Here is a 26,952-nt window from a genome sequence, read left to right on the forward strand (position 1 = left end):
TGCCGAGGCGTCCGGCTCCGGAGTGTCCGTGCTCCGGTACCCGCCTGTTCATGTTCGAAGGAAAGACGCTCCACCCGATCCGTTGGTTGCCGGAGGCCGACGAGAGTGATCTCAAGCGGATGTCAATCGGTCACCGGTACGGCAATAGTCAGGCACTTTTGCGGGCAGAGCCGACCATTCAAGATCATTCAATGGCGGAGGACGGGCGCGTCCCCGGTGGCAGGTGCGAGGATGCCTTCTTGTTACTGGCCGACGTGCTCGTGGGGCGGGGCGGGAAAGGCCGCGGTGGGGGACCGCGGGCGGTTTCGGATCCTGCCGCGCGGGTGCCCGTGCAGAAGGGACCGCTGACGGCGATGCAGATCCGGCTGACCGTCGTAGACCCGCAGGGCCCGCCCTCCCCCGTGGCGCGGGCCCGCGCCACGAGCTGCGACGTGCTGGTCACGGCCCCCGCCGGTACGGCGCTGGCTGCCGTTGCCTCGGCCCTCGCCTCGGCGGTCTCCGGCGGCGACGGCCCCGCGGTGCTGTACGCCGCCGGGCAGCGGCTCGACGGCCGGCGCTGCACGCTCGGGGAGCCCCCGCTGATCGACGGCGCCGTGCTGTCCGTGGGCGCCCCCCTGGAGCCGGAGGCGCATCCCGAGCTGGACGACGCGCCGACCCAGCTGCACGTGGTCGCCGGTCCCGACGCGGGCGGGGTCCACCTGCTGCACGGCGGTGAGATCCGCGTGGGCCGGTCCGTCGACGCGGACGTCCCGCTGGACGACCCGGACGTCTCCCGGCTGCACTGCGTGGTGACCGTCGCCGCCGACGGCTCCGTCGCGGTCGCCGACCTCGGCTCCACCAACGGCACGCTGCTGGACGGCACGCCCGTCACGGGCCGCCCGGTGCGGTTCGTCCCGGGCGCCCTGCTGCGGGTCGGTGAATCCACCCTGCGGCTGGCTCCGTCCGGCGGGCCGGGCGCCCGCGTGGAGACGACCCCGGACGGGGAGGGACATGTGCGCGTGCCCGGGGAGGGGGCCCCCGGCGGCGCGGGCCGCGCGCGGGGCGCCGGCCCGGCCCACGAGGACGGTACGGCGGGGCCCGCGGGCCCTACGCACCATGCGTACGGGACGGGATCGGCGGGCGACGCGGTGAGGGCGCCGGGGCCGGGCGGCCCCGGTGTCCGGGCCGAGCAGCACGTCGTGCCCGGGCAGGGGCGGGCCCCCGGTGTGGAGAGCCGCAGGACCGCGGGTGACGGCGGGGCGGGCGGGCATGTCCCGGCCGCCGGGCCGGGAAGCGGTGACGGCGGCGACACGCACGGCGGGCGGGCCGGGGCCGCGGGCGCACGGGCGCCGGAGCGGCCGGGCGCGGCGGACGGTCACGGCCCCGACGGCACGGGCGCACCGACCACGTACGGTCTCGGAAGCGCGAGCACCTCGGTTCCCTGCGGGCCCGCCGCCGCCGGAGCGCCGACCACCTACGGCACCGGCTCCGGTGCGGGTGTCCCGGGCGTGCCCGGCCCCGCCGACCACACCTCCCACGCCCGCGCGGACGCGTACGAGGTCAACGCGACCCCCGGCCGCAAGGGCACCCCGGTGCGCGGCACGGAGGTGCCGCAGGGTGTGCGGCGGCGCGGGGGGCTGTCCGCGTGGGCGCGGCGGCTGGCCGGGGGGCGGACCGAGCAGCGTTCGGGCGGCCACGACGGTGACGACGCCGGGGGTCCGGCCGGCAGGGCGGCGGGGGCGCGTTCCGCCGCCCCGCGCGTGCCGGAGGCCTGGCCCGACCCGGCCGCGCTGCTGCTGACGGCGCTGGGCCCCGGCCCCCGGCTGTGGGAGCGCGGGCCCGGCCACCCGGAGGCGCTCACGGTGCGGCTCGGCACGGCCGACCGGGTGGCGCCCGACGGCGGCCTGCTGCCCGCGGTGCCGGTCACCGCCGGTTTACGCGAGGCCGGCGCGCTGGGTCTCGCCGGTCCGCGCACGCGGCTCGCGGGACTGGCCCGTACGGTGCTGGCGCAGCTCGCCGCGCTGCACTCCCCCGACGCGCTGGAGATCACGCTGATCTCGGCCGACCGTGCCCGTTCCGTGGCGGACCGCACGGCCGAGTGGTCCTGGCTGGGCTGGCTGCCCCATCTTCGTCCGGGCCACGGCCAGGACTGCCGCCTGCTGCTCGCGTACGACCACGAGCAGGCCGCGGCCCGCGCCGACGAACTCCTCCGCCGTCTGGACGACCACATGGCGGACCGCCTGGACCACTCGGCGGACACGCGGCGGGGCGCGTACCCCGTCGGTGACGGTCCGCACACCGTGCTCGTGGTCGACGGTGATCCCGGCGGCTCCGAGGTGCGCGACGCCGTGGCGCGGCTGGCGCTGGAGGGCCCGCGCGCCGGGATCCACGTGGTGTGTCTCGCCGAGACCGCGGCGGCGTCGCCCCTGTCGCCGGTGACGGAGACGTACGAGGCGGCCTGCGCGGTGTCCCCGGTGTTCCGCGAGTGCGGCGCGGTCGCGCTGCTCAGCGGCGATGTGGCGACGGCGCTGCGGCTGCTGCGGGTGGCCCGCGCGGGTGCGTCCGGCGACCCCGCGGGGCCGGTCGGGCACGGCACGGTCGGCACCGTGGACGCCGTGTCGCTGCCCTGGGCCGAGCGGTTCGCGCGGGCGCTGGCGCCGTTGCGTACGGACTGCGGTGCGGCGGAGCGCGCGCGGGTGTCCGCTCCGCTGCCGCAGGCCGCGCGGCTGCTCGACGAACTGGGGCTCGCCCGGGCGACCCCGGCGTCCCTGATGGCGCGCTGGGCCGCGGCGGCCGACGACCCCGAGGCGCTGGGCGGGCGCGCGTGCGCCGTACTGGGCGCGGGTCCGCGCGGCCCGGTCGGCGTGGATCTCGCCGCCGAGGGTCCGCATCTGCTGGTCGAGGGCCCGCCGGGCAGCGGCCGTACGGAGTTGCTGCGGGCGGTCGTGGCCTCGCTGGCGGCGGCCGAGCGCCCGGACCGGCTGGGCATCGTGCTGGTGGACGGCCGGGGCACCGTGGGCACGGGCGGCGGACAGGGGGAGGGTTTGCACGTCGCCACGGACGTACCGCATGTCACCACCCACCTCTCCGCCAACGATCCGGTGCGGATGCGGGAGTTCGCGCAGTCGCTGAGCGCGGAGCTGAAGCGGCGCGCGGAGCTGCTGGGCCGCTCCGACTTCACCGAGTGGCACACGGGCCGCGCGTTGTCGGGCCGGATGGTCGCACAGCGCACGGCTGCGACGCGGGGCGGCGGGGCGGGCACGGGTGGCGGTGCGGGCTCCGGCACGGGATCCGGTGCGGGACCCGGGGCGGGTGCGGGTGCCGGGGACCACGGCGGTGATCTCGAGGCCCCGCCCAGTTCGACGCTGCGGCTGCGGCCGGGTGCGGCGCGCGGGCGTACGGAGGTGGCGCCGCCGCTGCCGCGGCTGGTGGTGGTCGTGGACGACCTGGACGCGCTGGTCTCGCCCGCGCTCGGCTCCCCCGGGCGCCCGGCGGCCGGGTCGGTGATGCGGGCGCTGGAGTCGGTGGCGCGGGACGGCGAGCGGCTCGGCGTGCACCTGGTGGCGGCGTCGGCGGCGGGCGGCCGTACGGCGGAGACGGAACCGGTCCGGCGGGCCGGTCTGCGCGTCGAGCTCGACGCGCCCGGCGTGGGACCCGAGGAACCGGCACCGGGCCGGGGACGGCTGACCTCGGCGGACGGCCGGGGCACCGCGTTCCAGGGGGGCCGGGTCACGGGCCGTATCCCGCGCACGGCGACCCTCCGGCCGACGGTGGTGCCCCTGGAGTGGCACCGCATGGGCGACCCTCCGACCCGGCGCCCGGTCCGCGAACTCGGCAACGGCCCCACCGACCTGGCCCTGCTGGCCAGCGCCCTGGAGCGGGCGGCGCGGCAGGTCTCGGCGGCAGAGGTGCCGTCGCTTCTCTGACCCGGGCCCGGGAGAGACCCGGGGGGACCCAGGGATACACCGTGGGCCTAATGGACCCCTGTGGCATTTGAGGCCGAGGCCGTTCAGGCCGATAAGGGGGGTCCGGGGGCGCCCGCTCCCGGCGAGGCGAGTGCGTGTGCCGATGCCCGCAACCCGGTCACGACGGGGTCATGATGCCCCGTATCACCGTGGCTGCGTCCCTGCGCGGCACCCTCCGGGCGTGGGCCGGAGCGCACGGGACAGCGCTTCGACACGTTCGACGAGGACGAAGAACGAGGCAGTGATGCGCAGCACGAGGACCTGCACGAGGATCACGAGGGGTGCGTTCCGGGTGGTCCCGTTCGTCGTGGCGGGGGCGCTGGCGCTCTCGCTCACGGCGTGCGGCGGCGGTGACGGCAAGGACAGCGGCAGCAGTGGCACCGGCGCCGGGAAGGAGACCGGCGCCGCAGTCGCGCTTCCCCGGCTGAACGGCGAGAGCCTGGAGGTCGCCGCCGTCTGGACCGGCGCCGAGCAGGCCAACTTCAAGAAGGTCCTGACGGAGTTCGAGAAGCGCACGGGCGCGAAGGTGACGTTCGTACCCGCTCAGGACCCGATCATCAACTTCCTCGGTTCGAAGATCGCGGGGGGCCAGCCGCCGGACGTGGCGATGCTGCCGCAGCCGGGCGCGATCAGGCAGGCCGTCGACAAGGGCTGGGCCAAGCCGCTGGGCAAGGAGGCGCGGGCGCAGCTGGCCGAGAACTACTCGCGCGGCTGGCAGGCCGTCGGCACGGTCGGCGGCAAGCCGTACGGCGTGTACTACAAGGCCGCCAACAAGTCGCTGATCTGGTACAACGCGCAGGTCTTCGAGAACGCGGGCGCCCGCGAGCCGAAGACGTGGGACGAGCTGCTGACCACCGCGCGGACCGTCTACGACTCGGGTGTCACGCCGTTCTCGGTCGGCGGAGCCGACGGCTGGACGCTGACGGACTGGTTCGAGAACGTGTATCTGTCGCAGGCGGGGCCGGAGAAGTACGACCAGCTGGCCCAGCACAAGATCAAATGGACCGATCCGTCCGTGAAGGACGCGCTGACGACACTCGCGCAGATCTGGGGCAGGAAGAACTACATCGCGGGCGGGGCGGCCGGCGCGCTGCAGACGGAGTTCCCTGCGTCGGTGACGCAGGTGTTCACCGGTGGCGACCAGCCGAAGGCGGGCATGGTCTTCGAGGGCGACTTCGTGCAGGTCAACATCGGTGAGACCGGCATGAAGGTGGGCACGGACGCGAAGGTGTTCGCGTTCCCGAAGGTCGGCGACACCGCGCCCGTGGTGTCCGGCGGCGACGCGGCGGTGATCCTGCAGGACTCCAAGGCGTCGCAGGCGCTGGCGACGTTCCTGGCGTCTCCGGACGCGGCGCGCATCCAGGCGAAGCTGGGCGGCTACCTCTCCCCCAACAGGAACGTCGACGCGGCGTCGTACCCGAACGCCGTGCAGCGGAAGATGGCCGAGGCGCTGATCGCGGCCGGTGACGACTTCCGCTTCGACATGTCGGACCAGGCCCCGCAGGCCTTCGGCGGGACTCCCGGCAAGGGCGAGTGGAAGATCCTCCAGGACTTCCTGAAGAACCCGAAGGACGTCGCGGGCACGCAGGCCCAGCTGGAGTCGGAAGCGGCCAAGGCGTACGGGGACTGATCCGGCGATGGCGTCGGACACGGCAGGGTCCGGCAAGGTCCCTGCCGCTCCCAGACCGCGCAGGAGCGTGACCGGCACCCGGCCGAGCGTGGCGGCGCTCTTCCTGCTGCCCGCCCTCCTGCTGCTGGGCGCGCTCGTGCTCTACCCCATCGGGTACTCCGTCGTCCGCAGCTTCTCCGACCAGTCCGGCAACGGCTTCGCCGGACTCGACAACTACCAGGCCCTGTTCACGGACCGGGGCATCCGCACCGCGCTGAAGAACAACATCCTCTGGGTGGTGTTCGCGCCGACGGTGGCGACCGCGCTCGGTCTGGTCTTCGCGGTGCTGACCGAACGCGTCCGCTGGGGTACGGCGTTCAAGCTGGCCGTCTTCATGCCGATGGCGATCTCGATGCTGGCGGCGGGCATCATCTTCCGCCTGGTGTACGACCAGGACCCGGACAAGGGCGTCGCGAACGCGATGTGGGTGGGTGTGCACGACACGTTCGCGGCGTCGTCGGCGTTCCCGAAGGCGCACCCGGGCCGCCGGTCCCCGCTGCGGCCGGCGGGCGGCGGGGCGTTCGTCACGAAGGAACCGGTGCACGCCGGTGACGCCGTCGTCCTGCCGCTGGTCGGGGTCGCCCCCGATCTGATGCCCGAGGGCGCGAAGGACGCGGCGCCCCCGAAACCGGAGCCGGGCAGGGCCATCACCGGCACCGCCTGGCAGGACTTCACGCGCGGCAAGGGTGTGGGGCGGCTGAACGGCGTGGACGCGGGCGAGCTCGGCTACGGCGGCATGCGGATCGAGGCGGTCAGGGGCGGCAGGGTCGTCGCGTCGACCACGGCCGCCGACGACGGCACGTTCACGCTGCCCGCGTCGGCGGACGGAGCACTGCTGCGGCTGCCCGCGGACAACTTCAAGGAGGCGTACGCCGGGCTGAACTGGCTCGGCCCGTCGCTGGTGACCCCGGCGATCATCGCGGCGTACATCTGGATGTGGGCCGGGTTCGCGATGGTGCTGATCGCGGCCGGGCTCGCGGGCATCCCGAGGGAGCTGCAGGAGGCGGCCCGGGTCGACGGGGCGACCGAGTGGCAGGTGTTCCGGCGGGTCACGGTGCCGCTGCTGGCGCCGGTCCTCGCGGTCGTCACCGTCACCCTGATGATCAACGTGCTGAAGATCTTCGACCTGGTCTTCATCATCGCGCCGGGCTCCTCGCAGGACGACGCGAACGTCCTCGCGCTGGAGCTGTACCGCAAGGGCTTCTCCGAGGACCAGCCGGGCATCGCGAGCGCCATCGCCGTGTTCCTGCTGCTGCTCGTCGTCCCGGTGATGTGGTTCAACATCCGCAGGCTGCGACGGGAGGTGCGGCGATGAGTACGCGGGCTGTCACTGGAACCGGGCCCGGTTCCCCGGCTTCCCCGGCCGGGCGCAGTCGGCTGGGGACGCGCCTCGTCCGGGCCGTGAGCGGGGGCGCGCTGCGGGTGCTCCTGATCGTCGTCGGCCTGTTCTGGCTGGTGCCGACGATCGGACTGCTGCTGTCCTCGCTGCGCACCCCGCAGGCCATGAACGCGAGCGGCTGGTGGACGGTGTTCAGCAAGCCGGCCGAGCTGACCTTCACCAGCTACCGGAAGCTGCTGGAGAACGGCGACATCACCGACTCCCTCGTGAACACCGTGCTGATCACGGTGCCGGCGACGCTGCTGGTGGTCGTCATCGGTTCGCTCGCCGGGTACGCCTTCGCGTGGATGGAGTTCCCCGGCCGGGACTGGTGGTTCCTGGGGGTCGTGGGGCTGCTGGTCGTGCCGGTGCAGGTGGCGCTCATCCCGATCGCCGAACTCTTCGGCAGGATCGGCATCTTCGGCTCCCTGATCGGGGTGATCCTCTTCCACGTCGGCTTCGGCCTGCCGTTCGCGGTGTTCCTGCTGCGGAACTTCTTCGCGGAGATCCCCAGGGAACTGCTGGAGGCGGCACGGCTGGACGGGGCGGGCGAACTCCGGCTGTTCACCCGGGTCGTGATGCCGTTGGGCGGTCCGGCCATCGCCTCGCTCGGCATCTTCCAGTTCCTGTGGGTGTGGAACGACATGCTGGTCGCGCTGATCTTCACGGACTCCGGGAGCCAGCCGATCACGGTCGCCCTGCAGACGCAGGTACGGCAGTTCGGCAACAACATCGACGTGCTGGCGCCGGGGGCCTTCATCTCGATGGTGATCCCGCTGGCCGTGTTCTTCGCGTTCCAGCGGCAGTTCGTGTCGGGGGTGATGGCGGGGGCGGTCAAGTAGGGGGGCTTGCGTGCCTGCTGGGGGGCGGGCGGCCGGGCGGGCGGACTGAGGTGTGATGGCGAGGGCGGGCGGCCGGGCGGTAGGGAAACGTGGGCCCTCCCGGGTGTCCCCCGGATGCCGTAGGGCCCCGTAACCAAGTCGCCCCGTCGGCCGTTGCCGGGCCGACCGACCATTGGATCGCCCGTTGGAGTCACGTATGCCTCCCGGTACCTCGCGGCCCGCGCCCGGCCGACCGCCCACCCAGCGCCCGACGGGGCGTCCCGGCCGACGGCCGGCATGAGCACCGGGCTCCCCGTACGGCGGGCCCGCCCTCACCGCGACGGCGCCGCGCGGCGGTCTGCCCCGGCGCCCCACGCCGTACCCGCGGCTGCCGGGCGGGCCGCTGGATGACGGTCACGCGCAGATGACGTTCAGGCGCAGACGACGATCAGGCGCCGATGACGGTTACGCGCCGACCGTCACTCGATGACGAGGTCCACCGGAATGTTGCCGCGGGTCGCGTGGGAGTAGGGGCAGACCTCGTGGGCCTGCTCGACCAGCTTGCGGCCGGTCGCCTCGTCCACGCCCCCGGGCAGCTCGACGCGGAGGGTGACCGCGAGGCCGAAGCCCGCGCCCTGCTTGCCGATGCCGACCTCGCCCGTGACGGCGGCGTCGGTGACGTCCACGCCGGCCTGGCGGCCGACCATGCCGAGCGCGCTGGCGAAGCAGGCCGCGTACCCGGCGGCGAACAGCTGCTCCGGGTTGGTGCCCTGTCCGCTGCCGCCGAACTCCACCGGCGGGGCGAGCTGCACGTCGAGCTTGCCGTCGGAGGTGTAGGCGCGGCCCTCGCGGCCGTGGGTGGCGGTGGCGACAGCGGTGTAGAGCGCGTCCATGGATGAACCATCCCTCTCGAGTCGGTCGTGTTCCGGCGGCCCTGCCGGCCGCCCCACGACCATGAGTAGAGCACACAATTTAATTGCCCACAATCAAATGGCCCGCCAGAGCTATTCTGGAGACATGACCCCGCCCCCCACCCCCGCCACACACGAGCCCGAGTCCGCCCACGCCTCCGGTCCCGGCCGCACCGGCGCGCTCGCCCCGGACTGGCTCCGCCTGGACCAGCAGATCTGCTTCTCCCTGCACGCCGCCTCGCGCGCCTTCAACGGCGTCTACCGCGTGATCCTCAAGGACCTCGGGCTGACGTATCCCCAGTACCTGGTGATGCTGGTGCTGTGGGAGCGCGGCGAGCTGCCCGTCAAGAAGCTCGGCGAACACCTGCGGCTGGACTCGGGCACGCTGTCCCCGCTGCTCAAGCGGCTGGAGGCGGCCGGCCTGGTGACCCGGGAGCGCAGCGTGCGCGACGAGCGGTCGGTGGAGGTACGGCTGACCGGCGAGGGCACCGCGCTGCGCGAGCGGGCGGGTCGGGTGCCGCGCCGGATCGTGGAGGCGACCGGCTTCGACGTGGACGAGATCCGCGCCCTGCGCGCCCGGCTCGACGAGCTCACGACGGCCCTGGACAGGGCGGCGACGACGGCGGGTACGGCCGAGGCGACGGGGGCCTCGGGGGCTGCGGGAGCTGCGGGAGCTGCGGGAGCTGCGGGAGCTGCGGGAGCAGGGTCACCGGGACGGGGGTGACCGGCCCGCCGGAGGGCCGGGGGACGGAGACGGAGGGCCGGGGGACGGAGGGCCGCCATCGGGCCCTCAGAGACTCCAGTGGCCTCCGAGGTCGCCCACCGGCTGGAGTATGTGTGGCGAATCGCTCACACATGCCGATGATGGACATGTATGAGCACGCACGGCTCCACCCCCGAGACCGAGACCGCCGATGCCCCAGCCGTCCCCTCCGTCCCCTCCGGCCCCTCCGGCCGGGTCGGTGTCGTCGTCATCGGTTACGACGACGCCGCGCACGTCGCCGACGCCGTGCGCTCGGCTCTCGCGCAGGGGCCCTCCGTCGGTGAGGTCGTCGCCGTGGACGACTGCTCGACGGACGGCAGCGCGGAGCTGCTGGACCGCCTCGCCGAGACCGAGCCCCGGCTCAGGGTCGTCCGCCGCCGGATCAACAGCGGCGGCTGCGGCAGCCCCCGCAACACCGGCCTCGACGCGGTGACCACGCCGTACGTGATGTTCCTCGACAGCGACGACGTCCTGCCGCCCGGCGCCGTGAACGCGCTGCTCACGGCGGCCGTCGAGGCGCGCGCCGAGGTCGCGGGCGGGCTGTGCGTGCGGCGGGAGCTGCCCTCGGGGCGCGAGGTGCCGTGGCAACCGGCGCTGTACGAGGCGCGGGCCGTCGTCCCGCGTCCCGCGCACCGCACCCGCCTGGTCCACGACACGCTGTGCGTCAACAAGCTCTACCGCACCGCCTTCCTGCGCGAGCACGGCATCCGCTTCCCCGAGGGCCGCTTCCGCTACGAGGACTTCGTTTTCACCGCGCGCGTACTCGCCGCCGCCCCGCGCGTCGCCCTCGTCCCCGACCTGGTGTACGTGTGGCACGTGCGCCGGGCCGCCGAACGGCTGTCGATCTCCCTGGACCGCGGGGACATCACCCACTGGCAGGCCCGCACCCGCGCCTGCCGGGCCGCGTACGAGATCCTGCTGGGCGCCGGGCAGAAGAAGCTGGCCCGGGCGGCGCGCGCGAAGTTCCTCGACCACGAGCTGCGCATGTACGTGCGCGAACTCGGCCTGCGCGACCCGCGCTACCGACGTGCCTGGTGGGAGCACACGCGCGCGTACCTCGCGGAGTTCGACGCGGCCGACTGGTCGCGCGGCCCCGGCGCCCCCGGCCGGCTGATCGGCCGGGTTCTGCTCGCCTCCCCCGAACCGCGCGACCTGTCCCGGCTGCGGGATCTGGCCGCCCGCCCGGCACGCCTGTGCCCGCCGTACCCGCGCGCCGCCGACGGCACACCCATCTGGTCGGCCGACCTGCCGCAGGTCACGCTGGAGCCGCTGCTGACACGGCCGGTGCGGTTCCTGCCCGTCGCCGTGGACGCCGAACTGCACCTCAGGGCGACGGCCGCGCCGCTGCGGCTGCGCCTGCACGAGCTGTACGGGAGGCTGGCCCCGTCCGGCCCGGCTGCCGTCGAGGTGCGGTGGCGGCGCCGTGAGGACGGCACGGTCGCGGGACGCCGTACGACCGCGCTCGTCCCCGCCGGGCCCGGCGGCTGGACGGCGGAGACGACCGTGGACGCGGCCGGGCTCGGCGCGGGCACCTGGGAGCTGCGCCTGCGGCTGCGCTTCCGCGACGGCACGAGCCGCGAGACGACGGCACACGCGCTCACGGACGCGGACGCCAGGCGTGGACGGGGGCCCGAGCCCCCGTCCGGACGACTGCGCCGACGCGCCGTTCCCGGCCTGCGCCGACACGCCGTTCCCAGCCTGCGGCACGGTGTCGTCCTCCTGCGGCCGTACGCCACGAACTCCGGGTCGCTCGCCCTGCGCGTCGCGCCCGGCGCGCGCGGTGTGACGGCCGTCCTGCGCGGAAGGCTGCGGCGCCTGATTCACTGAGGGCGAGTTGCCCGACCGCACCAGGAACCATCCGGAACCACCCAAGTACCACTCACTCGGGCACAACAGACGAGGGGACGGCCGACATGACCTGGCTGATCACCGGCGGCGCCGGCTACATCGGAGCGCACGTCGTACGGGCCATGACCGAGGCGGGCGAGCGGGCGGTGGTGTACGACGACCTGTCCACGGGCATCGCCGAGCGGGTGCCCGACGGCGTTCCGCTGGTGGTCGGCTCGGTCCTGGACGGCGAGCGGATCGCCCGCGCCCTGGAGGACCACGGTGTCACCGGCGTCGTCCACCTGGCGGCGAAGAAGCAGGTCGGAGAGTCGGTGGGCCTGCCGCTGCTGTACTACCGCGAGAACGTGGAGGGCCTGCGGCTCCTGCTGGAAGCGGTCACCGGGGCCGGCGTACCGTCGTTCGTCTTCTCGTCCTCGGCGGCGGTGTACGGCACGCCGGACGTCGACCTCGTCACGGAGGAGACTCCGTGCGCGCCGATCTCGCCGTACGGCGAGACCAAGCTGGCCGGCGAGTGGCTGGTCCGCGCGACGGGCCGCGCGACCGGCCTGTCCACGGCGGCCCTGCGCTACTTCAACGTGGCGGGCGCGGCAGCCCCCGCCCTCTCCGACACCGGCGTCTCCAACCTCGTCCCGATGGTCTTCGACAGGCTCACCCGGAACTCCTCCCCCCGCATCTTCGGTGACGACTACGACACTCCCGACGGCACCTGCGTACGCGACTACATCCACGTCGTGGACCTGGCCGAGGCCCACGTGGCGGCGGCCCGCGCCCTGAGCTCCTCCCCCGGGCGCAGCCTCACGCTCAACGTCGGCCGCGGCGAGGGCGTCTCCGTCCGCGAGATGATCGACCTCATCAACGCCGTCACCGGCTACGACCGCCCCCCGACGGTCACTCCCCGCCGCCCCGGCGACCCGGCCCGGGTCGTCGCCTCCGCCGACCGGGCGGCCACCGAACTCACCTGGAAGGCCAAACTCGACGTCCAGGACATGATCACGTCGGCATGGCAGGGCTGGACGCATCACCATCCGGGGGCGGCGCGGACCTGACGCACGCCGACGGCGGGCGGCGGCCGGGGCGCGACGGGCGGCACCGCCACCGCTCCGCGCCGGGCGCCGCGCAGCCGACCCGGAGCCGGTGAGCAGCGGGGCAGCGGCAGCGGCAGCGGCAGCGGCAGCGGCAGCGGCAGCGGCAGCGGCAGCGGCAGCGGCAGCGGCAGCGGCAGCAACGATCGTCGCCCCAGCCGCGACGACGAGCGGGGACAGACCCGCGGGCACGAGCCGGGACAGACCCGCGGGCACGAGCCGGGACAGACCCGCGGGCACGAGGCGCCGCCAGAGGGGCACGCGCGGGCTTGGGCGGCACCACCGCGAAAGGCGGGCGGCGCGCGCCCCCGTGACGGCCACGGCAACGCCCCCCGCGCTTCAGACCCCGGTCACCGTCACCGACAGGGTCCGCCCCGTCCCACCCGCCGCCGACGGAGTCACAGCGCCCGCAACGCCCCCGCCGTGGCCCGGGTCAGCGCCGCCAGGTACCCCTTCGCCGGCCTGGCCCCCCGGATGACGACCGACCGCCAGTACAGCGGTCCGGAGATCAGGTCGAGCGCCAGTTCCTGATCGATCCCGGCCCGCAGCTCCCCCCGCCGCTCCGCCGCCGTCACGATCCCCCGGGCCACCCCGTCCTGCCCCTCCCGCAGCGCCTTCTGCAGCGCCTCCGCGATCTCCGGACTGCGCGCGGCCTCGGCCTGCAGGTCGGGGATGACCTGCGAGGCGACGGGATGCCGCAGCGCCCGCGAGGTCACCTCGTAGAGCAGCCGCAGGTCCCCCTCCAGGCTGCCGGTGTCCGGCGCGGGGAGCCCCTGCACGGCGACTGCCGACACCAGGTCGAGCACCAGCTGCAGCTTGGAACGCCACCGCCGGTACACCGCCGTTTTGCCGACCCCCGCGCGCCGCGCGATTCCCTCGATGGACATCCGCGCATAGCCGACGGCCGCCAGCTCCTGGAAGACGGCCGCCCGGATGGCTTCCGTCACGTCCGCCCGCAGCACGGCCGCCCCCGCGGGGGCCCGGCGGCGCGGGGGCGGCTGGGAGTTTTCGGCGTTCGTCGTCATGCGGTCAGCATAGGGCGTCACGACGAAACGGTTGCGTCCCGACGCTCCGCGGGCCTACGCTCCCGTTGCGACGATACGGTGCCGTCCCGACGCAGACGCACGCGCGGATACGTACGGGTGAACCACGGACGACGAGACCCCCGGCGACCCGACCGCCGCCGGACCCCATCCGGACCCCACCCGGGCCCGGACCCCACCCGGGCCCGGAGCCCACCCGGGTCCTGGCGACCACCCGGAGCCCGGCAGCCATCCGGGCCACCCCCTGCCCCCCGGCAGCCGGCAGCCGGCCCGTACCGGGCACCGCCCGCCGCACCAGACAGCTCCCGCCCCCGAAACCCCGCCCCCGACCGAAAGCAGCGGATGTGACCCAGCTCGACACACCGCCCCGGGCGCCGGCCCCGGCGACGTCCGGCACCCATGCCACCGACCTCGCGGCGCTCGCGGCCCGCCACGGCCTCACCGTCAGCGGCGCCCGCCCCTCCCTGCCGCAGTACGTGCGGCAGCTGTGGGCGCGCCGGCACTTCATAGCGGCCTTCTCGACGGCCAAGCTGACCGCCCAGTACAGCCAGGCCAAGCTGGGCCAGCTCTGGCAGGTCATGACCCCGCTGCTGAACGCGGCGGTGTACTACCTGATCTTCGGTGTGCTGCTCCAGACCAAGGACGGCGTGCCGGACTACGTACCGTTCCTGGTCACGGGCGTCTTCGTGTGGACGTTCACGCAGAGCTCGATCATGGCGGGCACCCGCGCCATCTCCGGCAACCTCGGCCTCGTGCGCGCCCTGCACTTCCCGCGCGCGGCACTGCCGATCTCGTTCTGCCTCCAGCAGCTCCAGCAGTTGCTGTTCTCGATGGCGGCGCTCGCCGTGATCCTGCTGGTCTTCGGCGTACCGGTCGCCGTGTCCTGGCTGCTGGCGGTCCCGGCGCTGACGCTGCAGTTCACCTTCAACGCGGGCGTGGCGATGGTCATGGCACGGCTGGGCGCCAAGACGCCGGACATCGCGCAGCTCATGCCGTTCGTGCTGCGCACCTGGATGTACGCGTCCGGCGTGATGTGGAGCATCGGCCACATGCTCACCCGGCACGACGACCTGCCGGGCCGACTCCTGCCGGTGCTCCAGGCCAACCCGGCCGCCGTGTACATCGACCTGATGCGGTTCGCGCTGATCGACACCTTCCACGCGAGCCAGTTGCCCGCCCACGTGTGGCTGACCGCCGTGGGCTGGGCTCTGCTCGCCGGCGTCGGCGGCTTCGTCTACTTCTGGAAGGCTGAGGAGACCTACGGCCGTGGCTGACATCGCCGAGAAGACCGAGAACCCCGCGAACACCGAGATCCCCGAGGGCGTTGCGAGCAGCGGGGGCTCCGGGGCTCCCGGAGTCCCCGCAGACCGCGTCCCCACCGTCGTCGCCGACGGCGTCGACATCGTCTACCGCGTCCACGGCACCGGCGCGGGACGCGGTTCGGCGACCGCCGCCCTGAACCGCATCCTGCGCCGCGAGAAGACCGAGAAGGCGGCCGGTGTGCGCCGCGTGCACGCCGTGCGGAACGTGTCGTTCGTCGCGTACAGGGGCGAGGCGATCGGCCTGATCGGCACCAACGGTTCCGGCAAGTCCACGCTGCTCAAGGCCGTCGCGGGCCTGCTGCCCGTGGAGAACGGCCGGATCTACACCGGCGGCCAGCCGTCCCTGCTCGGTGTCAACGCCGCGCTGATGAACGACCTGACCGGTGAACGCAACGTCCACCTCGGCGGCCTGGCGATGGGCATGTCCCGCGAGCAGGTCAGGGAGCGCTACCAGGGGATCGTCGAATTCTCCGGGATCAACGACAAGGGCGACTTCATCACCCTGCCGATGCGGACGTACTCCTCCGGCATGGCGGCCCGTCTGCGCTTCTCCATCGCCGCCGCCAAGGATCACGACGTCCTGCTGATCGACGAGGCGCTGGCCACCGGCGACCGGTCCTTCCAGAAGCGGTCCGAGGCGCGCATCCGTGAGCTGCGCAAGCACGCGGGCACGGTGTTCCTGGTCAGCCACAACAACAAGTCGATCCGGGACACCTGCGACCGGGTGCTGTGGCTGGAGCGCGGCGAACTGCGCATGGACGGGCCGACGGACGAGGTCCTCAAGGAGTACGAGGCCTTCACGGGCGGCACAACCAAGGCGAAGGCCAAGGCGAGGTCCGAGCCGAAGGCAAAGCCGAAGCCCGCACCCGCTCATGCACCCGCACCCGCACCCGCACCGAGGGGCGCCGACGCCGGGTCCTGACCGGTCGCAGGACCGGCGGCCGACCGGCGACCCGACGCCCGACCGGCGGCCCGACCGGCGGCCAGGGCGGCCGCGGGACCGGCGGCCGGACCAGCCGCCCGGCCGGCAGGGCTGAGCGCGTCCGTCCCGGCACCCGTCCCGCCGCCCTTCCCGCGAGACCCGTCGAATCCGCCCGGACCGGTCGGGCGCGATCCCGACCAACCGGACCAGTTCGAATCAACCCTTTCATCCCATCGGTGCCACTATGACCGGACAGGTGTGCCCGGCCACGACCGGCGCGACGAGATGAAGGAGTCCCGCGATGCCCGAGCTCAGCGTCGTCGTCCACGGGCCGAACACCCAGGGCCATCTGGCCGAGCTCCTCGACTCGCTCGCCGCCCGGCCGCTGCCCGACACCGAGGTCGTCGTGGCCGCGGTCGGCGACTGGGCGCAGGAGACCGCCGAGCACCACGCCCCGGACATGGTCGTCCTGCCCCTGCCGGACGGGACCGGCGACGGTGACGCGCGGGCCGCGGGCGCTGCCGGGGCCACCGGGCGCTGGCTGCACTTCGTCCACGCCAAGGACGGGCTGCCGGCCGGCGCCTCCCACACGCTCGCCGAGCGGGCCGCCGAACTGCCCGACACGGTGGACGTGCTCCTCCTGGACCACGTCCGCAGCACCTGGCGCACCTCGGGCCTGCCCTCCTGGGACGGCCCGCTCCTGGCCCGCGCCGGCCGCGGGCCGCTCGTCCTGGACGACTGCGCGAGTCTGCTGCGCCTGATGCCACTGCTGGGCAACCGGGTCGTGCGGGCCGACTTCTGGCGGGCGAACGAGCGGCTGCTCGGCTCGGCCGACGAGCGGTTCGCCGCGCTGGCCGCCCTCCTCCTCGCCGACGAGGTCGCCTGCCTGCCGTACGTCGCCCACGAGGACCGCACGCTGCGCGCGCAGAGCGTCCCGCCGCTCACGCCGGAGGAGTACCACGCCGTGGTCGGGCGCTACGAGGCGCTGTTCGCCCTGACCGAGGGGCGGCGCGCCGCGCAGGCCGCGCTGTACGAGCTGATGGTCCGGGACTGTCTGCGGACCTTCGTCCGCTCGGGCATGCCGGACGCGGTGGCGCGGGAGTTCTTCCAGCGGGCCTCGCGTGCCGCCGTACGCCACAAACCCGAGGGGTACCGCCGGCCCGCCGGCCCCGAAGGCATCCGCCGGGGTCTGCTGGAGGAAGGCGCGTACACCAGGTACCGCACCTTCCAGGCCGTCAACCGGGCCCGCCGCGCCACCCGCTCGGCCCTCACGGCCCGGAAGCGGCAGGCGGTGGCCAGGGTCCGCGACCGCCAGTACCGCAGCGCGCTCGGCCGGCCCGTCGACCCAAACCTGGCCGTCTTCGCCGCCTACTGGAACCGGGGCGTCGCCTGCAATCCGGCCGCCGTCGCCGCGAAGGCCGCCGAACTCGCCCCGCACATCCACCCGGTGTGGGTCGTGACCGCGCACAACGCGGCGCTGCTGCCGCCCGGCACGGACCACGTCGTGCCCGGCACACGCCGCTACTGGGAAGTGCTGGCCCGCGCCAAGTACCTCGTCAACAACGTCAACTTTCCCGACGACGTCGTCAAACGGCCCGACGCGATCCACGTCCAGACCCACCACGGCACCCCGCTCAAGCACATGGGCCTGGACCAGATGCCGTACCCGGCCGCCGCCAAGGGCCTCGACTTCCGGGCCCTGCTGGAACGCGTCGACAAGTGGGACTACAGCGTCTCCGCCAACAGCCACACCACCCGCATGTGGCAGCGCGCCTACCCGTCCCGCTACGTCTCGCTCGACCACGGCTATCCGCGCAACGACGTGTACTTCACGGCAACGCCCGGGGACGTGACGCGGGTCCGTGCCCGACTGGGCGTCCCGCCCGGTCGCCGCGCCGTCCTCTACGCGCCCACCCACCGCGACTACGAGGCCGGCTGGACCCCCCGCCTCGACCTCGCCGCGCTCGCCGACCGCCTCGGCGAGGACACCGTCCTGCTGGTCCGCGGCCACTACTTCTACGAGGGCGCCGCCTCCCCGCTGACCGGTCTGCGCCGCGCCGCCCGCCTCGTGGACGTGTCGTCGTACGAGCCGGTCGAGGAGCTGTGCCTGGCCGCCGACGCACTCGTCACGGACTACTCGTCGATCATGTTCGACTACGCCAACCTGGACCGCCCCATCGTCATCCACGCCGACGACTGGGAGATGTACCGCACCACCCGCGGCGTCTACTTCGACCTGATGGCCGACGCCCCCGGCCCGGTCGCCCGCACCCAGGAGGAACTGACCGAGATCCTCACGACGGACGCCTGGCGCGACGAGTGCGCGGCGAAGGCGCTGGCCGCGTTCCGGCGCCGGTTCTGCGAGTACGACGACGGGCGCGCCGCCGAACGTGTCGTACGCCGTGTCTTCCTCGGCGAGCCCGAGGAGTCGCTGCCGCCGGTCCTGCCCCTGGAGGACCGCACCCCGGCCCCGCGCCCCGAGGAGCTCGCATGACACCGCCCGCGGCACCTCCCGGGGCAACGGTGACCGTCGTCGTCATCGTCCACAACGACGCCGCCCGGCTGCCCCGGGCCGTGGCCTCCGTGCGCCGCCAGACCCACGCGGACCTCGACATCGTCATCAGCGACGACCACTCCACCGACGACACCCCGGACGTGGCGCGGCGGCTGGTCACCGAGGACCCCCGCATCCGGTATCTGCGGCTGCCGGTGAACAGTGGCGGCTGCGGCGTACCGCGCAACCGTGCCATCGGCATGTCCCGGGCGCCGTACCTGATGTTCCTGGACAGCGACGACGAACTGCCCGGCAACGCCGTGGAACTGCTGCTCGCCGCCCACCGCGAACGCGACATCGACTTCGCGATGGGCGCGGTGCGGCGCATCCGCGCCGACAACGGCCGCCGCTCCACCTGGATGCCGCACCTGGTCGCCGAGCGCCGCACCCTGGACGGCATCGAGGCCGACCCGCGGCTGTTCTTCGAGCACCTGGCGACCAGCAAGATGTACGCCCGCGCCTTCCTCGACCGGCACGGCCTGCTCTTCCCCGAGGACGTCCACTACGAGGACCAGTTGTTCTCGGCGCGGGCCTACTGCCTGGCCAGGGCGTTCACGATCATCCCCGAGCCGGTCTACCACTGGTACGTCGCGCCGTACGCGCCCACCGGCACGGCGTCGATCTCCAACCAGCGGGACCGGCTGGAGAACGTCCGCGACCGGGTGCACGTCCAGGGCCTCATCGACGCCTTCCTCGCCGAGAGCGGGCACGGCGCGCTGCGCCCGGACAAGGACTACAAGTTCCTCAAGCACGACATCCGCATGTACTCCGGGGACCTGCCGCACCGGGACGAGGAGTGGCTGGCGGCCTTCGCGGACATCGTCGGCCCGTACCTGGCCACGCTGGACCCGGACGCGTTTGCCCGGCTGCCGCGCGCGGAACGCGTGGTGATCCAGCTGATCCGCGACCGCCGCCTGGCCGAGGCCCGGCTCGCCGCCCGAGGACTCGGGCACGGGGCGGCGCCCCGCCGGGTGGCGACGGGCGAGGACGGCCGCGTGTACTGGGGCGACCGGGTCCCGGAGACCGAGTGGGCACGCCGTGAGCTGGACCTGTCCGACCTGGAGCTGGAGACCCGGCCCTTCCCGAGCGCCCTGTTCCGGCACGAGATCACCCGCCTCGCGCCCGGCCCCGGCACCTGCGTCGACCTGACGATCCGCACGTACGACCCCGGGCTGCGGCTGCCGGTCGGGCCGCGGCACGCCGCTCTGCACCTCGCGCCCGGCCCACGCCGCCTCACCGCTGCGTTCCGCCTCTCGCCCCTGCGTCCCGGCGTCTTCGAGGGCCGGGTGCGGCTCGACCTGGCGGCGACCGTGCTGCCGGTGCAGGGCTTCGAGGGCGTACGGCATCCGGTGGTGCGCCTCACGCAGCGGGGCACGAGCCACACGGGTCTGCTGCTCGCCCCCCTGGAGTTCCCCGCGCTGTCGGCCCGCGTCGACTACCGCTCCGGCACGGCCCCGCACCGGGTCACCGTCGAACCGGAGGGCCACGCGCCCGGCCGCCTCCAGATCCGCTGGCTGCCGGTCGGCGTGACGTCCCGGGTGATCCGCCCCGTCGTACGGCGGATGGCGCCGCCCCGGGTGAAGCGGGCGGTACGGCTGGTGGCGGGCGTGCTGCGGTGACGGGCCGGCCCCGGCGGCCCGGACGTCACACGGCCTCGTACAGGACCTGGCCGTCCGGCCCGCGCGCCACCTCCCGCAGCCCGGACGCCGGCAGCGCGCCCGCCCGGTCCACCACCCACCGCACCCCGTACGCCCGCAGGATCTTCCGCCGCTCCCCGGCGGCCGTACCGGGCGTGAAGAACCTCCGTACCGCCTCCTGCCTGGCCTTCTCGTCCGGCAGGAAGAAGTCGGGGTAGCCGGGGGCCACGGTGTAGGCGCCGTACGCGGGGATCTGCCGGGCCGGGAAGGTCCGGGCCATGACGACGTCGCCGTAGCGCACCCACGGCGTGATCCAGTGATAGCCCGCCCACGGTTTCCGGTACTTCGCCTCGACCGCCCCGGGCAGCGTGCCGCGCGGCACGACGTATCCGGCGGTCCCGGCCTGCGTCCACGCGCCGACGGCTAGCGCTGCGGCCAGCAGGACCGCCCACCCGGCACGCAGCAGGCGTGGCCGGCGCGCGCTCTCCACGGGGGCCAGCGCGGCGGCGAGCTGCGCCGGGACGAGCGCGGCGGACAGCGCGCGCCCCCAGGCGTAGTGGCCGGTCAGCCCGCCCGCGACGAACACGAGCGCGCCCAGCGCGAAGAACAGCACCAGCGGGTCCCGGTGGTCGCGCCACCATCTCGGGACGAGCGCGGCCACCCCGAGCAGCACCAGCCAGTGGCGGGCGAACAGGTCCCGGTACAGCGCCCGCTGCAGATGCTCCAGGCCCGCCCCGGCGCCGGACAGCGCGAGGAAGTCGTAGTACGGCCACAGCGACAGCACCAGCAGCCCCGCCGACGCGCCGACGGCCGGCCTCACCCATCCCCGCCGCGCGAGCCGGGCCGGCCAGACCCGGCAGACCCGCCGGATCCGCCGTAGCGCCTGCCGAAGCGACCGGATCTTCCAGACCTGCCAATCCGACGTGACCTGCCGTACCGACCGCGACTGCCCAACGGAACCCGTCTGCTCGACGGACCGGGCCTGCCCGACGGACCGGGCCTGCCCGACGGATTGGGCCCGCCCAGTGGACGGGGCCTGCACGACGGACTGGTCCTGCTCGGTGGACCTGGCTCGCCGGGTCGTTTTGTCCCGCCCGGCGGACCCGGCCCGCCGGGTCGGCCCGCGCCGGGTCGGCCCGGCCCGCCGGGTCGGCCCGGCCCGCCGGGTCGCGAGCACCGCGGCGAGCGCGCCCAGCGAGGCCACCACGCCGGTGAACTGGTGGCACAGCAGGATCACCGCCCACAGCACCCCGAGCCCCGCCCAGGCCCCCCACCCCCAGCCGTCGGGGCCGGCACGCAGCGTCCGCGTCAGCCACGCCCAGAAGTGGAAGGCGAGCCCGAACGCGAACATGCTCGGATACGACACCGTCAGCGCGAGGCAGTCCAGGCCGAGGAAGCCGCTCCAGGCGTACGGGATCGTGCCCCAGAGCAGTACCAGGCTCAGCACGGCGAGCGCGGGCGCCGCCCGGTGCGCGCTCAGCGTCCGCGTGTATCGCACCACCCCCGTCACCAGCAGCGCCAGCCCTGCCAGCGCGCCGGCGCGCAGGACGACGAACACCGACAGCCCGGTCAGCCGTGCGAGGCAGCCCAGGAGCAGCATCCACGGCGAGTAGTAGGGGCTCGGGGTGTCCGCGTCGACCAGCGGGTTGCCGGGGTCGGTGAGGTCGTGCCGCAGGCGTTCGATCGTCGCCGCGTGCATGCCGAGGTCACCGACCCACGGCAGCCGCACGATCACCGCGAGGAGCAGCAGGATCACCAGCCCGGCCGCGGCCCGGGCGCCCCACGCGGTGAGCGCGGCTGCCGGTGCCGGGCGGGTGGCGGCCGGAGCGGGAGCCGGCCCGGCCGGGGGCCGCGTCGTGCTGGAACGCCCAGAAGTCACCCCACCAGCCTCGACCGCCCCCGCCGACTCCTCCACCCGGAGCGGCCCGGACGGGCGTAGCCGCGCGGTGCCCGCCAGCTGGTCGGGGCGAAGGGCCGAGGCGGCCGGGAGTCCGCGCGGACCCGCCCGGACGGTCCCCCCGGGACGCCGAAGGGCGCCCCGGCCGGCTGCGGACTCGGCTCGGGGCGCCCCAGGTGTCATCGATGACGTGAACGGCTACCGGTGCGTACGCAGCAGCGTCCGCATCGTCCGCATCGCCACCGACAGGTTGGCCAGGTCGAACGCCTCGGAGCTGCGGATCTCCTCCAGGGTGGAGCGGGCCCGGGACAGGATCGCCGCGTTCTTCTCCTCCCACTTCTCGAACCGCTGCTGCGGCGTCGACGAGCCGTTGCCCACCGCCAGCACGTCACCCGTGAGGGCCGCGTGCGCCGCGAACAGGTCCTCGCGGATCGCCGCGCGGGCCATGGACTGCCAGCGGTCCTCGCGGGGCAGCTCGATGATGCGGTCCATGAGCTGCGAGATGTACAGCCGGTCACCGAGGTCGTAGTACACGTCGGCGACGTCCAGCGGCTCCTTGCCCATCCGGTCGGCGATCAGCACGATGTCGAGCGTCGGGAACGCCGAGGAGAAACCGGCCACACGCGTGGCGAGCGGGTCCGGCACGCCGGCGTCCGACAACTCGTCGTGGATGCCCTGGTACCACTCCAGGTCCGCGCCGCGCAGCAGTTTCGGCAGCTGCGTCCACACCTGCTCGACCCGGTCGGCGAAGAACTCGATGGTCTCCGCGAGCTCCAGCGGCTGCGGCCGGTTGTTGAGCAGCCAGCGCGTGCCGCGCTCCACGAGCCGCCGCGAGTGCAGCCGGATGCGGGTCTGGACGCCGGCCTCGACCTCGTTGTCCAGTGCCTCCGCCCCGTCCCAGACCTCGTTGGCGCGGAAGATCTTCCGGGCGGCGGTCTGCGCGCGGACGATCTCCTCCAGCGAGGCGCCGGTCTCCTCCCGCAGCCGGTGCAGATACGTCGTACCGCCCGTGTTGACCGTGTCGTTGACCAGCACGGTCGTGGTGATCTCGCGGCGCAGCGGGTGGTTCTCGATCTGCTCGGTGAACTTCTCGCGCAGCGCGGTCGGGAAGTAGGTGTGCAGCAGGCCGCGCAGATACGGGTCGTCGGGCAGCGAGGTGTGCAGCAGTTCCTCGGCGACCGTGATCTTCGTGTAGGCCAGCAGGACGGCCGTCTCGGGGCCGGTCAGGCCGTGCCCTCCGCCGAGCCGCTCCCGGATCTGCCGGTCGGTGGGCAGGAACTCCAGGGCCCGGTCCAGGTGGCCCTCGCGCACCAGGTACTTCATGAAGCGCTGCTGGGCGTGGAGCATGTTCCTGGACTGGGCCAGCGCGTTGGCGATGGCCGTGTTCTGCGCGTAGTTGTTGCGCAGCACCAGGTTCCCGACCTCGTCGGTCATCTCGGCGAGCAGCTTGTTGCGCTGCTTGACCGTCATGTCGCCGTCGGTGACCAGCCCGTTGAGCAGGATCTTGATGTTCACCTCGTGGTCGGAGGTGTCCACGCCGGCACTGTTGTCGATGGCGTCGGTGTTGATCCGGCCGCCGTGCAGCGCGAACTCGATCCGGCCGAGCTGGGTCAGCCCCAGGTTGCCGCCCTCGCCGACGACCTTGACGCGCAGGTCCCTGCCGTCGACGCGGATGGCGTCGTTGCCCTTGTCGCCGGCGTCGGCCTGCGACTCGGTGGACGCCTTGACGTACGTGCCGATGCCGCCGTTCCACAGCAGGTCGACCGGGGCCTTGAGGATCGCCTTCATCAGGTCGGCCGGGGTCATCTTGGTGACGCCCGCCTCGATGCCGAGGGCCTCGCGGATGTGGCCGTTGACCGGGATCGACTTGGCCGAGCGCGGGAAGATCCCGCCGCCCGTGGAGAGCAGCTTCGTGTTGTAGTCGGCCCAGGAGCTGCGCGGCAGGTCGAACAGGCGGCGGCGCTCCGCGTAGGAGAGGGCCGCGTCGGGCTTCGGGTCGATGACGATGTGCCGGTGGTCGAAGGCGGCCACCAGGCGGATGTGCTCGGACAGCAGCATGCCGTTGCCGAACACGTCACCGGACATGTCGCCGATGCCGACGACCGTGAAGTCCTCGGTCTGCGTGTCGACGCCGAGCTCCCGGAAGTGCCGCTTGACGGACTCCCAGGCGCCGCGCGCGGTGATGCCCATGCCCTTGTGGTCGTACCCGGCGGAGCCGCCCGAGGCGAAGGCGTCACCCAGCCAGAAGTTGTACGCCTGGGCCACCTCGTTGGCGATGTCGGAGAACGTCGCCGTGCCCTTGTCGGCCGCGACCACCAGATAGGTGTCGTCCTCGTCGTGCCGGACGACGTCCTGCGGGGGCACGACCTCGCCGGTCACCATGTTGTCGGTGATGTCGAGCAGCGCCGAGATGAACGTCTTGTAGCAGGCAATGCCCTCCGCCAGCCACGCGTCCCGGTCCACGCCCGGGTCGGGCAGGTGCTTGGCGACGAAACCGCCCTTGGCGCCGACCGGCACGATGACGGTGTTCTTCACCATCTGCGCCTTGACCAGTCCGAGGATCTCCGTACGGAAGTCCTCCCGGCGGTCCGACCAGCGCAGACCGCCGCGTGCGACCTTGCCGAACCGCAGGTGCACGCCCTCGACGCGCGGCGAGTACACCCAGATCTCGAACGCCGGGCGCGGCGCCGGGAGGTCGGGGATGGCCTGCGGGTCGAACTTCATCGACACGTAGTCGTGCGGTCGGCCGCTGCTCGCCGACTGGAAGAAGTTGGTGCGCAGCGTCGCCTTGATGACGGTGAGGAAGGCCCGCAGGATGCGGTCCTCGTCGAGCGAGGCCACCTGGTCGAGGGCCGCGTCGAGCTCCTCCAGCAGGGCGTCCACGATCTCGTGCCCGGCGCGCTGCCGCTCGGGCGCCATCCGCGCCTCGAACAGCGAGACCAGCAGCCGGGTGGTGTGGACGTTGTTGCGGAGGGTGTCCTCCATGTAGTCCTGGCTGAACGTCGAGCCCGCCTGGCGCAGGTACTTGGCGTACGCCCTGAGGACCACGGCCTGGCGCCAGGTCAGTCCGGCGCTCAGCACGAGGGCGTTGAAGCCGTCGTTCTCCGCCCTGCCGGTCCAGGTGGCGGCGAAGGCGTCCTGGAACCGCTCGCGGGCGTCGTCGCCGATGTGGTCGACGCCGCTGAGCGAGCCGGGCATGCGCAGGCCGAAGTCGTAGATCCAGGCCACACTGCGGTCCGTGCCGCGCAGCTCGTACGGCCGCTCGTCCACGACCTCGACGCCGAGCCGCTGGAGCACCGGCAGCACCGCGGACAGGGAGACCGCGTCGCCCTTGCGGTAGATCTTGAAGCGCCGCTCGTCGGGGGCGGCGCCCACCGGCTCGTACAGGCTGAGCGCGAAGTCCTGACCGCTCTCGTCGGCCTTGAGCTGCTCCAGGCGGACGAGGTCGGCGACGGCAGCGCGCGGGGAGTGGTCGGCCTTGTAGCCCTCGGGGAAGGCGTTGCCGTACCGGCGCAGCAGTTCGGCCCCGCGCTCCTCGCCGCATTCGGCGACCATGGCCTCGGCGAAGCCGTCGGCCCAGGACCGGGCGGCCTCCACGAGCCGCGCCTCGATGCGCTCCCGGTCGGTGTCGGACAGCTCCGGCAGCTCGGTGCCCGTCGGGACGCGGACGACGAAGTGCAGCCGGGACAGGATCGACTCGGTGTTCCAGGCGGTGAAGTCGACGCTGATGCCGCCGAGCTCCTCCTTCAGGATGTCGATGATCCTGACGCGGACGCCGGTGGTGTAGCGGTCGCGCGGCAGGTAGACGAGCGCCGAGTAGTAGCGCCCGTACTCGTCCTGGCGCAGGAAGAGACGCAGCCGGCGGCGCTCCTGGAGGTAGAGCACGGAGGTGGCGATGGTCTGGAGTTCGTCGACGGGCGTCTGGAACAGCTCGTCGCGCGGGTAGGTCTCCAGGATCTGCAGCAGGTCGCGGCCGTCGTGGCTGTTGGGCGAGAAGCCGGCCCGGTTCAGCACGTCCGCGACCCTGCGCCGGATGACGGGCACCCGCCGCACGGACTCGGTGTACGCGGCGGACGAGAACAGCCCGAGGAAGCGCCGCTCACCGACGACATTGCCGTCGGCGTCGAACTTCTTGACGCCGATGTAGTCCAGGTACGACGGCCGGTGCACGGTGGCCCGGCTGTTGGCCTTGGTCAGCACCAGCAGCTTGTGCTCGCGGGCCTTGGCGCGGGCGTCGGCGGGCAGCCGCTCGAAGGAGGGGCTGACGGGGTGGCTCTCCTCCTCGGCGTGGTGCGGGTCGGCGCGCAGGATGCCGAGGCCGGTGCCCGGCACGGCGGCCAGGGAGTCGTCCTCGCGCAGCTGGTACTCGCGGTAGCCGAGGAAGGTGAAGTGGTCGTCGGCGAGCCAGCGCAGCAGCTCGCGGGCCTCCTCGACCTCCGGTTCGTCCAGGTCGCCGGGGACGGGCTCGTCGGGCAGCGCACCGGCGAGGCGGACGGACGCCTCGCGCATCTTCTCCCAGTCCTCGACGGCCTCGCGGACGTCGGACAGGACGCGCAGCAGATCGGCGGTGATCTGCTTGAGGTCGGCGCGGTCGGTCTCGCGGTCGGTCTCGACGTGGATCCAGGACTCGGTGTGCGCGTCGTGCGGGAGGTCGCCGCTGGGCCGGTCGGAGTACACCTCGATCAGCTTGCCGGTGACATCGCGCCGCACCACGATCTGCGGGTGGATGACGACGTGGATGCCGCGGCCCTGCCGGGTCAGCTCGTTCGTCACGGAGTCGACGAGGAAGGGCATGTCGTCGGTGACGACCTCGACGACGGAGTGGCTGCACGTCCAGCCGTTCTCCTCCACCGTCGGGGTGTGCACGCGCACGCTGGCCGTGCCCTGCGGGCGGTTTTCGGCCAGCCGGTAGTGGGAGACGGCGGCGCTGAAGACGTCGACCGGGTCGCGGTCGGCGAGATCCTCCGGTGCGGTGTGCAGGTAGTAGCGCTGGAGGAACGCGAGCACGGACGCGTGGTCCGGGCCGGACGGGCCCTCGCTCGTCGTCTTCCCAGTCGGTAGGTTCCCCCCGACCGGGCTGTTCTCAGCTACCCGGGCAGCCCTTTCGAGCAGCTCGGCCTTTGCTTCGTCCAGCTTGGTCTGCATTGTCCTCTGACTCCTG

16 protein-coding genes are annotated in these 26,952 nt (G+C 73.6%); 11 read left to right on the forward strand and 5 right to left on the reverse strand.

Annotated elements, in window-relative coordinates:
• Positions 1-353 precede the first annotated feature (353 nt).
• The 4 genes from ABZ354_RS06755 (at position 354) to ABZ354_RS06770 (ending at position 7,833) form a co-directional block, all read left to right on the forward strand.
• The gene (locus ABZ354_RS06755) at positions 354-3,905 is read left to right on the forward strand and encodes an FHA domain-containing protein (protein WP_358653758.1); all 3,552 of its coding nucleotides are present in this window, start codon (positions 354-356) and stop codon (positions 3,903-3,905) included.
• A 283-nt stretch (positions 3,906-4,188) separates the two neighbouring features.
• Entirely contained in the window at positions 4,189-5,574 is a 1,386-nt protein-coding gene (locus tag ABZ354_RS06760; protein ID WP_358653673.1) for an ABC transporter substrate-binding protein, read from the forward strand.
• Between the two features lie 7 nt (positions 5,575-5,581).
• The gene (locus ABZ354_RS06765) at positions 5,582-6,928 is read left to right on the forward strand and encodes a sugar ABC transporter permease (protein WP_358653675.1); all 1,347 of its coding nucleotides are present in this window, start codon (positions 5,582-5,584) and stop codon (positions 6,926-6,928) included.
• A complete protein-coding gene (locus ABZ354_RS06770; protein ID WP_358653676.1) occupies positions 6,886-7,833 on the forward strand; it encodes a carbohydrate ABC transporter permease in 948 nt (315 codons plus the stop codon). The genes ABZ354_RS06765 and ABZ354_RS06770 overlap by 43 nt, the downstream gene beginning before the upstream one ends.
• Before the next feature lie 458 nt (positions 7,834-8,291).
• On the opposite strand, the gene ABZ354_RS06775 is transcribed toward ABZ354_RS06770, so the two are convergent.
• Positions 8,292-8,705, reverse strand: a complete 414-nt coding sequence (locus ABZ354_RS06775; protein WP_358653678.1) for an organic hydroperoxide resistance protein — start codon at positions 8,703-8,705, stop codon at positions 8,292-8,294.
• 97 nt (positions 8,706-8,802) lie between these two features.
• Here ABZ354_RS06775 and ABZ354_RS06780 point away from each other — a divergent pair, with 97 nt between their 5' ends.
• The 3 genes from ABZ354_RS06780 (at position 8,803) to galE (ending at position 12,380) form a co-directional block, all read left to right on the forward strand.
• Entirely contained in the window at positions 8,803-9,447 is a 645-nt protein-coding gene (locus ABZ354_RS06780) for a MarR family transcriptional regulator (protein WP_358653760.1), read from the forward strand.
• 150 nt (positions 9,448-9,597) lie between these two features.
• A complete protein-coding gene (locus ABZ354_RS06785; RefSeq protein WP_358653680.1) occupies positions 9,598-11,313 on the forward strand; it encodes a glycosyltransferase in 1,716 nt (571 codons plus the stop codon).
• An 86-nt stretch (positions 11,314-11,399) separates the two neighbouring features.
• Positions 11,400-12,380 (forward strand): UDP-glucose 4-epimerase GalE, encoded by a 981-nt coding sequence (gene galE / locus ABZ354_RS06790; RefSeq protein ID WP_358653682.1) that lies wholly within the window; start codon positions 11,400-11,402, stop codon positions 12,378-12,380.
• Here galE and ABZ354_RS06795 read toward each other — a convergent pair.
• Both ABZ354_RS06795 and ABZ354_RS06800 read right to left on the reverse strand, forming a co-directional pair.
• Positions 12,353-12,559 (reverse strand): hypothetical protein, encoded by a 207-nt coding sequence (locus tag ABZ354_RS06795; protein ID WP_358653684.1) that lies wholly within the window; start codon positions 12,557-12,559, stop codon positions 12,353-12,355. The two genes, galE and ABZ354_RS06795, sit on opposite strands and share 28 nt — an antisense overlap.
• Positions 12,560-12,814: 255 nt before the next feature.
• Complete coding sequence (locus ABZ354_RS06800) at positions 12,815-13,441, reverse strand: TetR/AcrR family transcriptional regulator (RefSeq protein ID WP_358653686.1); 627 nt, start codon at positions 13,439-13,441, stop codon at positions 12,815-12,817.
• Positions 13,442-13,803: 362 nt separating this feature from the next.
• Between ABZ354_RS06800 and ABZ354_RS06805 the strand changes: the two genes are divergently transcribed.
• The 4 genes from ABZ354_RS06805 to ABZ354_RS06820 all read left to right on the forward strand — a co-directional run bounded on the left by ABZ354_RS06805 (position 13,804) and on the right by ABZ354_RS06820 (position 19,876).
• The gene (locus ABZ354_RS06805) at positions 13,804-14,733 is read left to right on the forward strand and encodes an ABC transporter permease (protein WP_358653688.1); all 930 of its coding nucleotides are present in this window, start codon (positions 13,804-13,806) and stop codon (positions 14,731-14,733) included.
• Between the two features lie 37 nt (positions 14,734-14,770).
• Positions 14,771-15,703 carry an ABC transporter ATP-binding protein gene (locus tag ABZ354_RS06810; RefSeq protein WP_358653762.1) on the forward strand — a complete coding sequence of 311 codons (933 nt, stop codon included), beginning with the start codon at positions 14,771-14,773 and terminating at the stop codon, positions 15,701-15,703.
• Positions 15,704-16,004: 301 nt separating this feature from the next.
• On the forward strand, positions 16,005-18,197 hold the full coding sequence (locus ABZ354_RS06815) for a CDP-glycerol glycerophosphotransferase family protein (RefSeq protein WP_358653690.1): 2,193 nt from the start codon (positions 16,005-16,007) through the stop codon (positions 18,195-18,197).
• Positions 18,194-19,876 (forward strand): glycosyltransferase family 2 protein, encoded by a 1,683-nt coding sequence (locus ABZ354_RS06820; protein WP_358653691.1) that lies wholly within the window; start codon positions 18,194-18,196, stop codon positions 19,874-19,876. Before ABZ354_RS06815 ends, ABZ354_RS06820 begins: the two co-directional genes overlap by 4 nt.
• A 25-nt stretch (positions 19,877-19,901) precedes the next feature.
• Here the strand turns inward: ABZ354_RS06820 and ABZ354_RS06825 are convergent, their stop codons facing one another.
• Complete coding sequence (locus ABZ354_RS06825; protein WP_358653764.1) at positions 19,902-21,653, reverse strand: hypothetical protein; 1,752 nt, start codon at positions 21,651-21,653, stop codon at positions 19,902-19,904.
• Positions 21,654-21,989: 336 nt separating this feature from the next.
• Entirely contained in the window at positions 21,990-26,936 is a 4,947-nt protein-coding gene (locus ABZ354_RS06830; protein WP_358653693.1) for an NAD-glutamate dehydrogenase, read from the reverse strand.
• Between the last annotated feature and the right edge of the window lie 16 nt (positions 26,937-26,952).

The organism is Streptomyces sp. NPDC005925, assembly GCF_040638805.1.
Classification (GTDB): Bacteria; Actinomycetota; Actinomycetes; order Streptomycetales; family Streptomycetaceae; genus Streptomyces.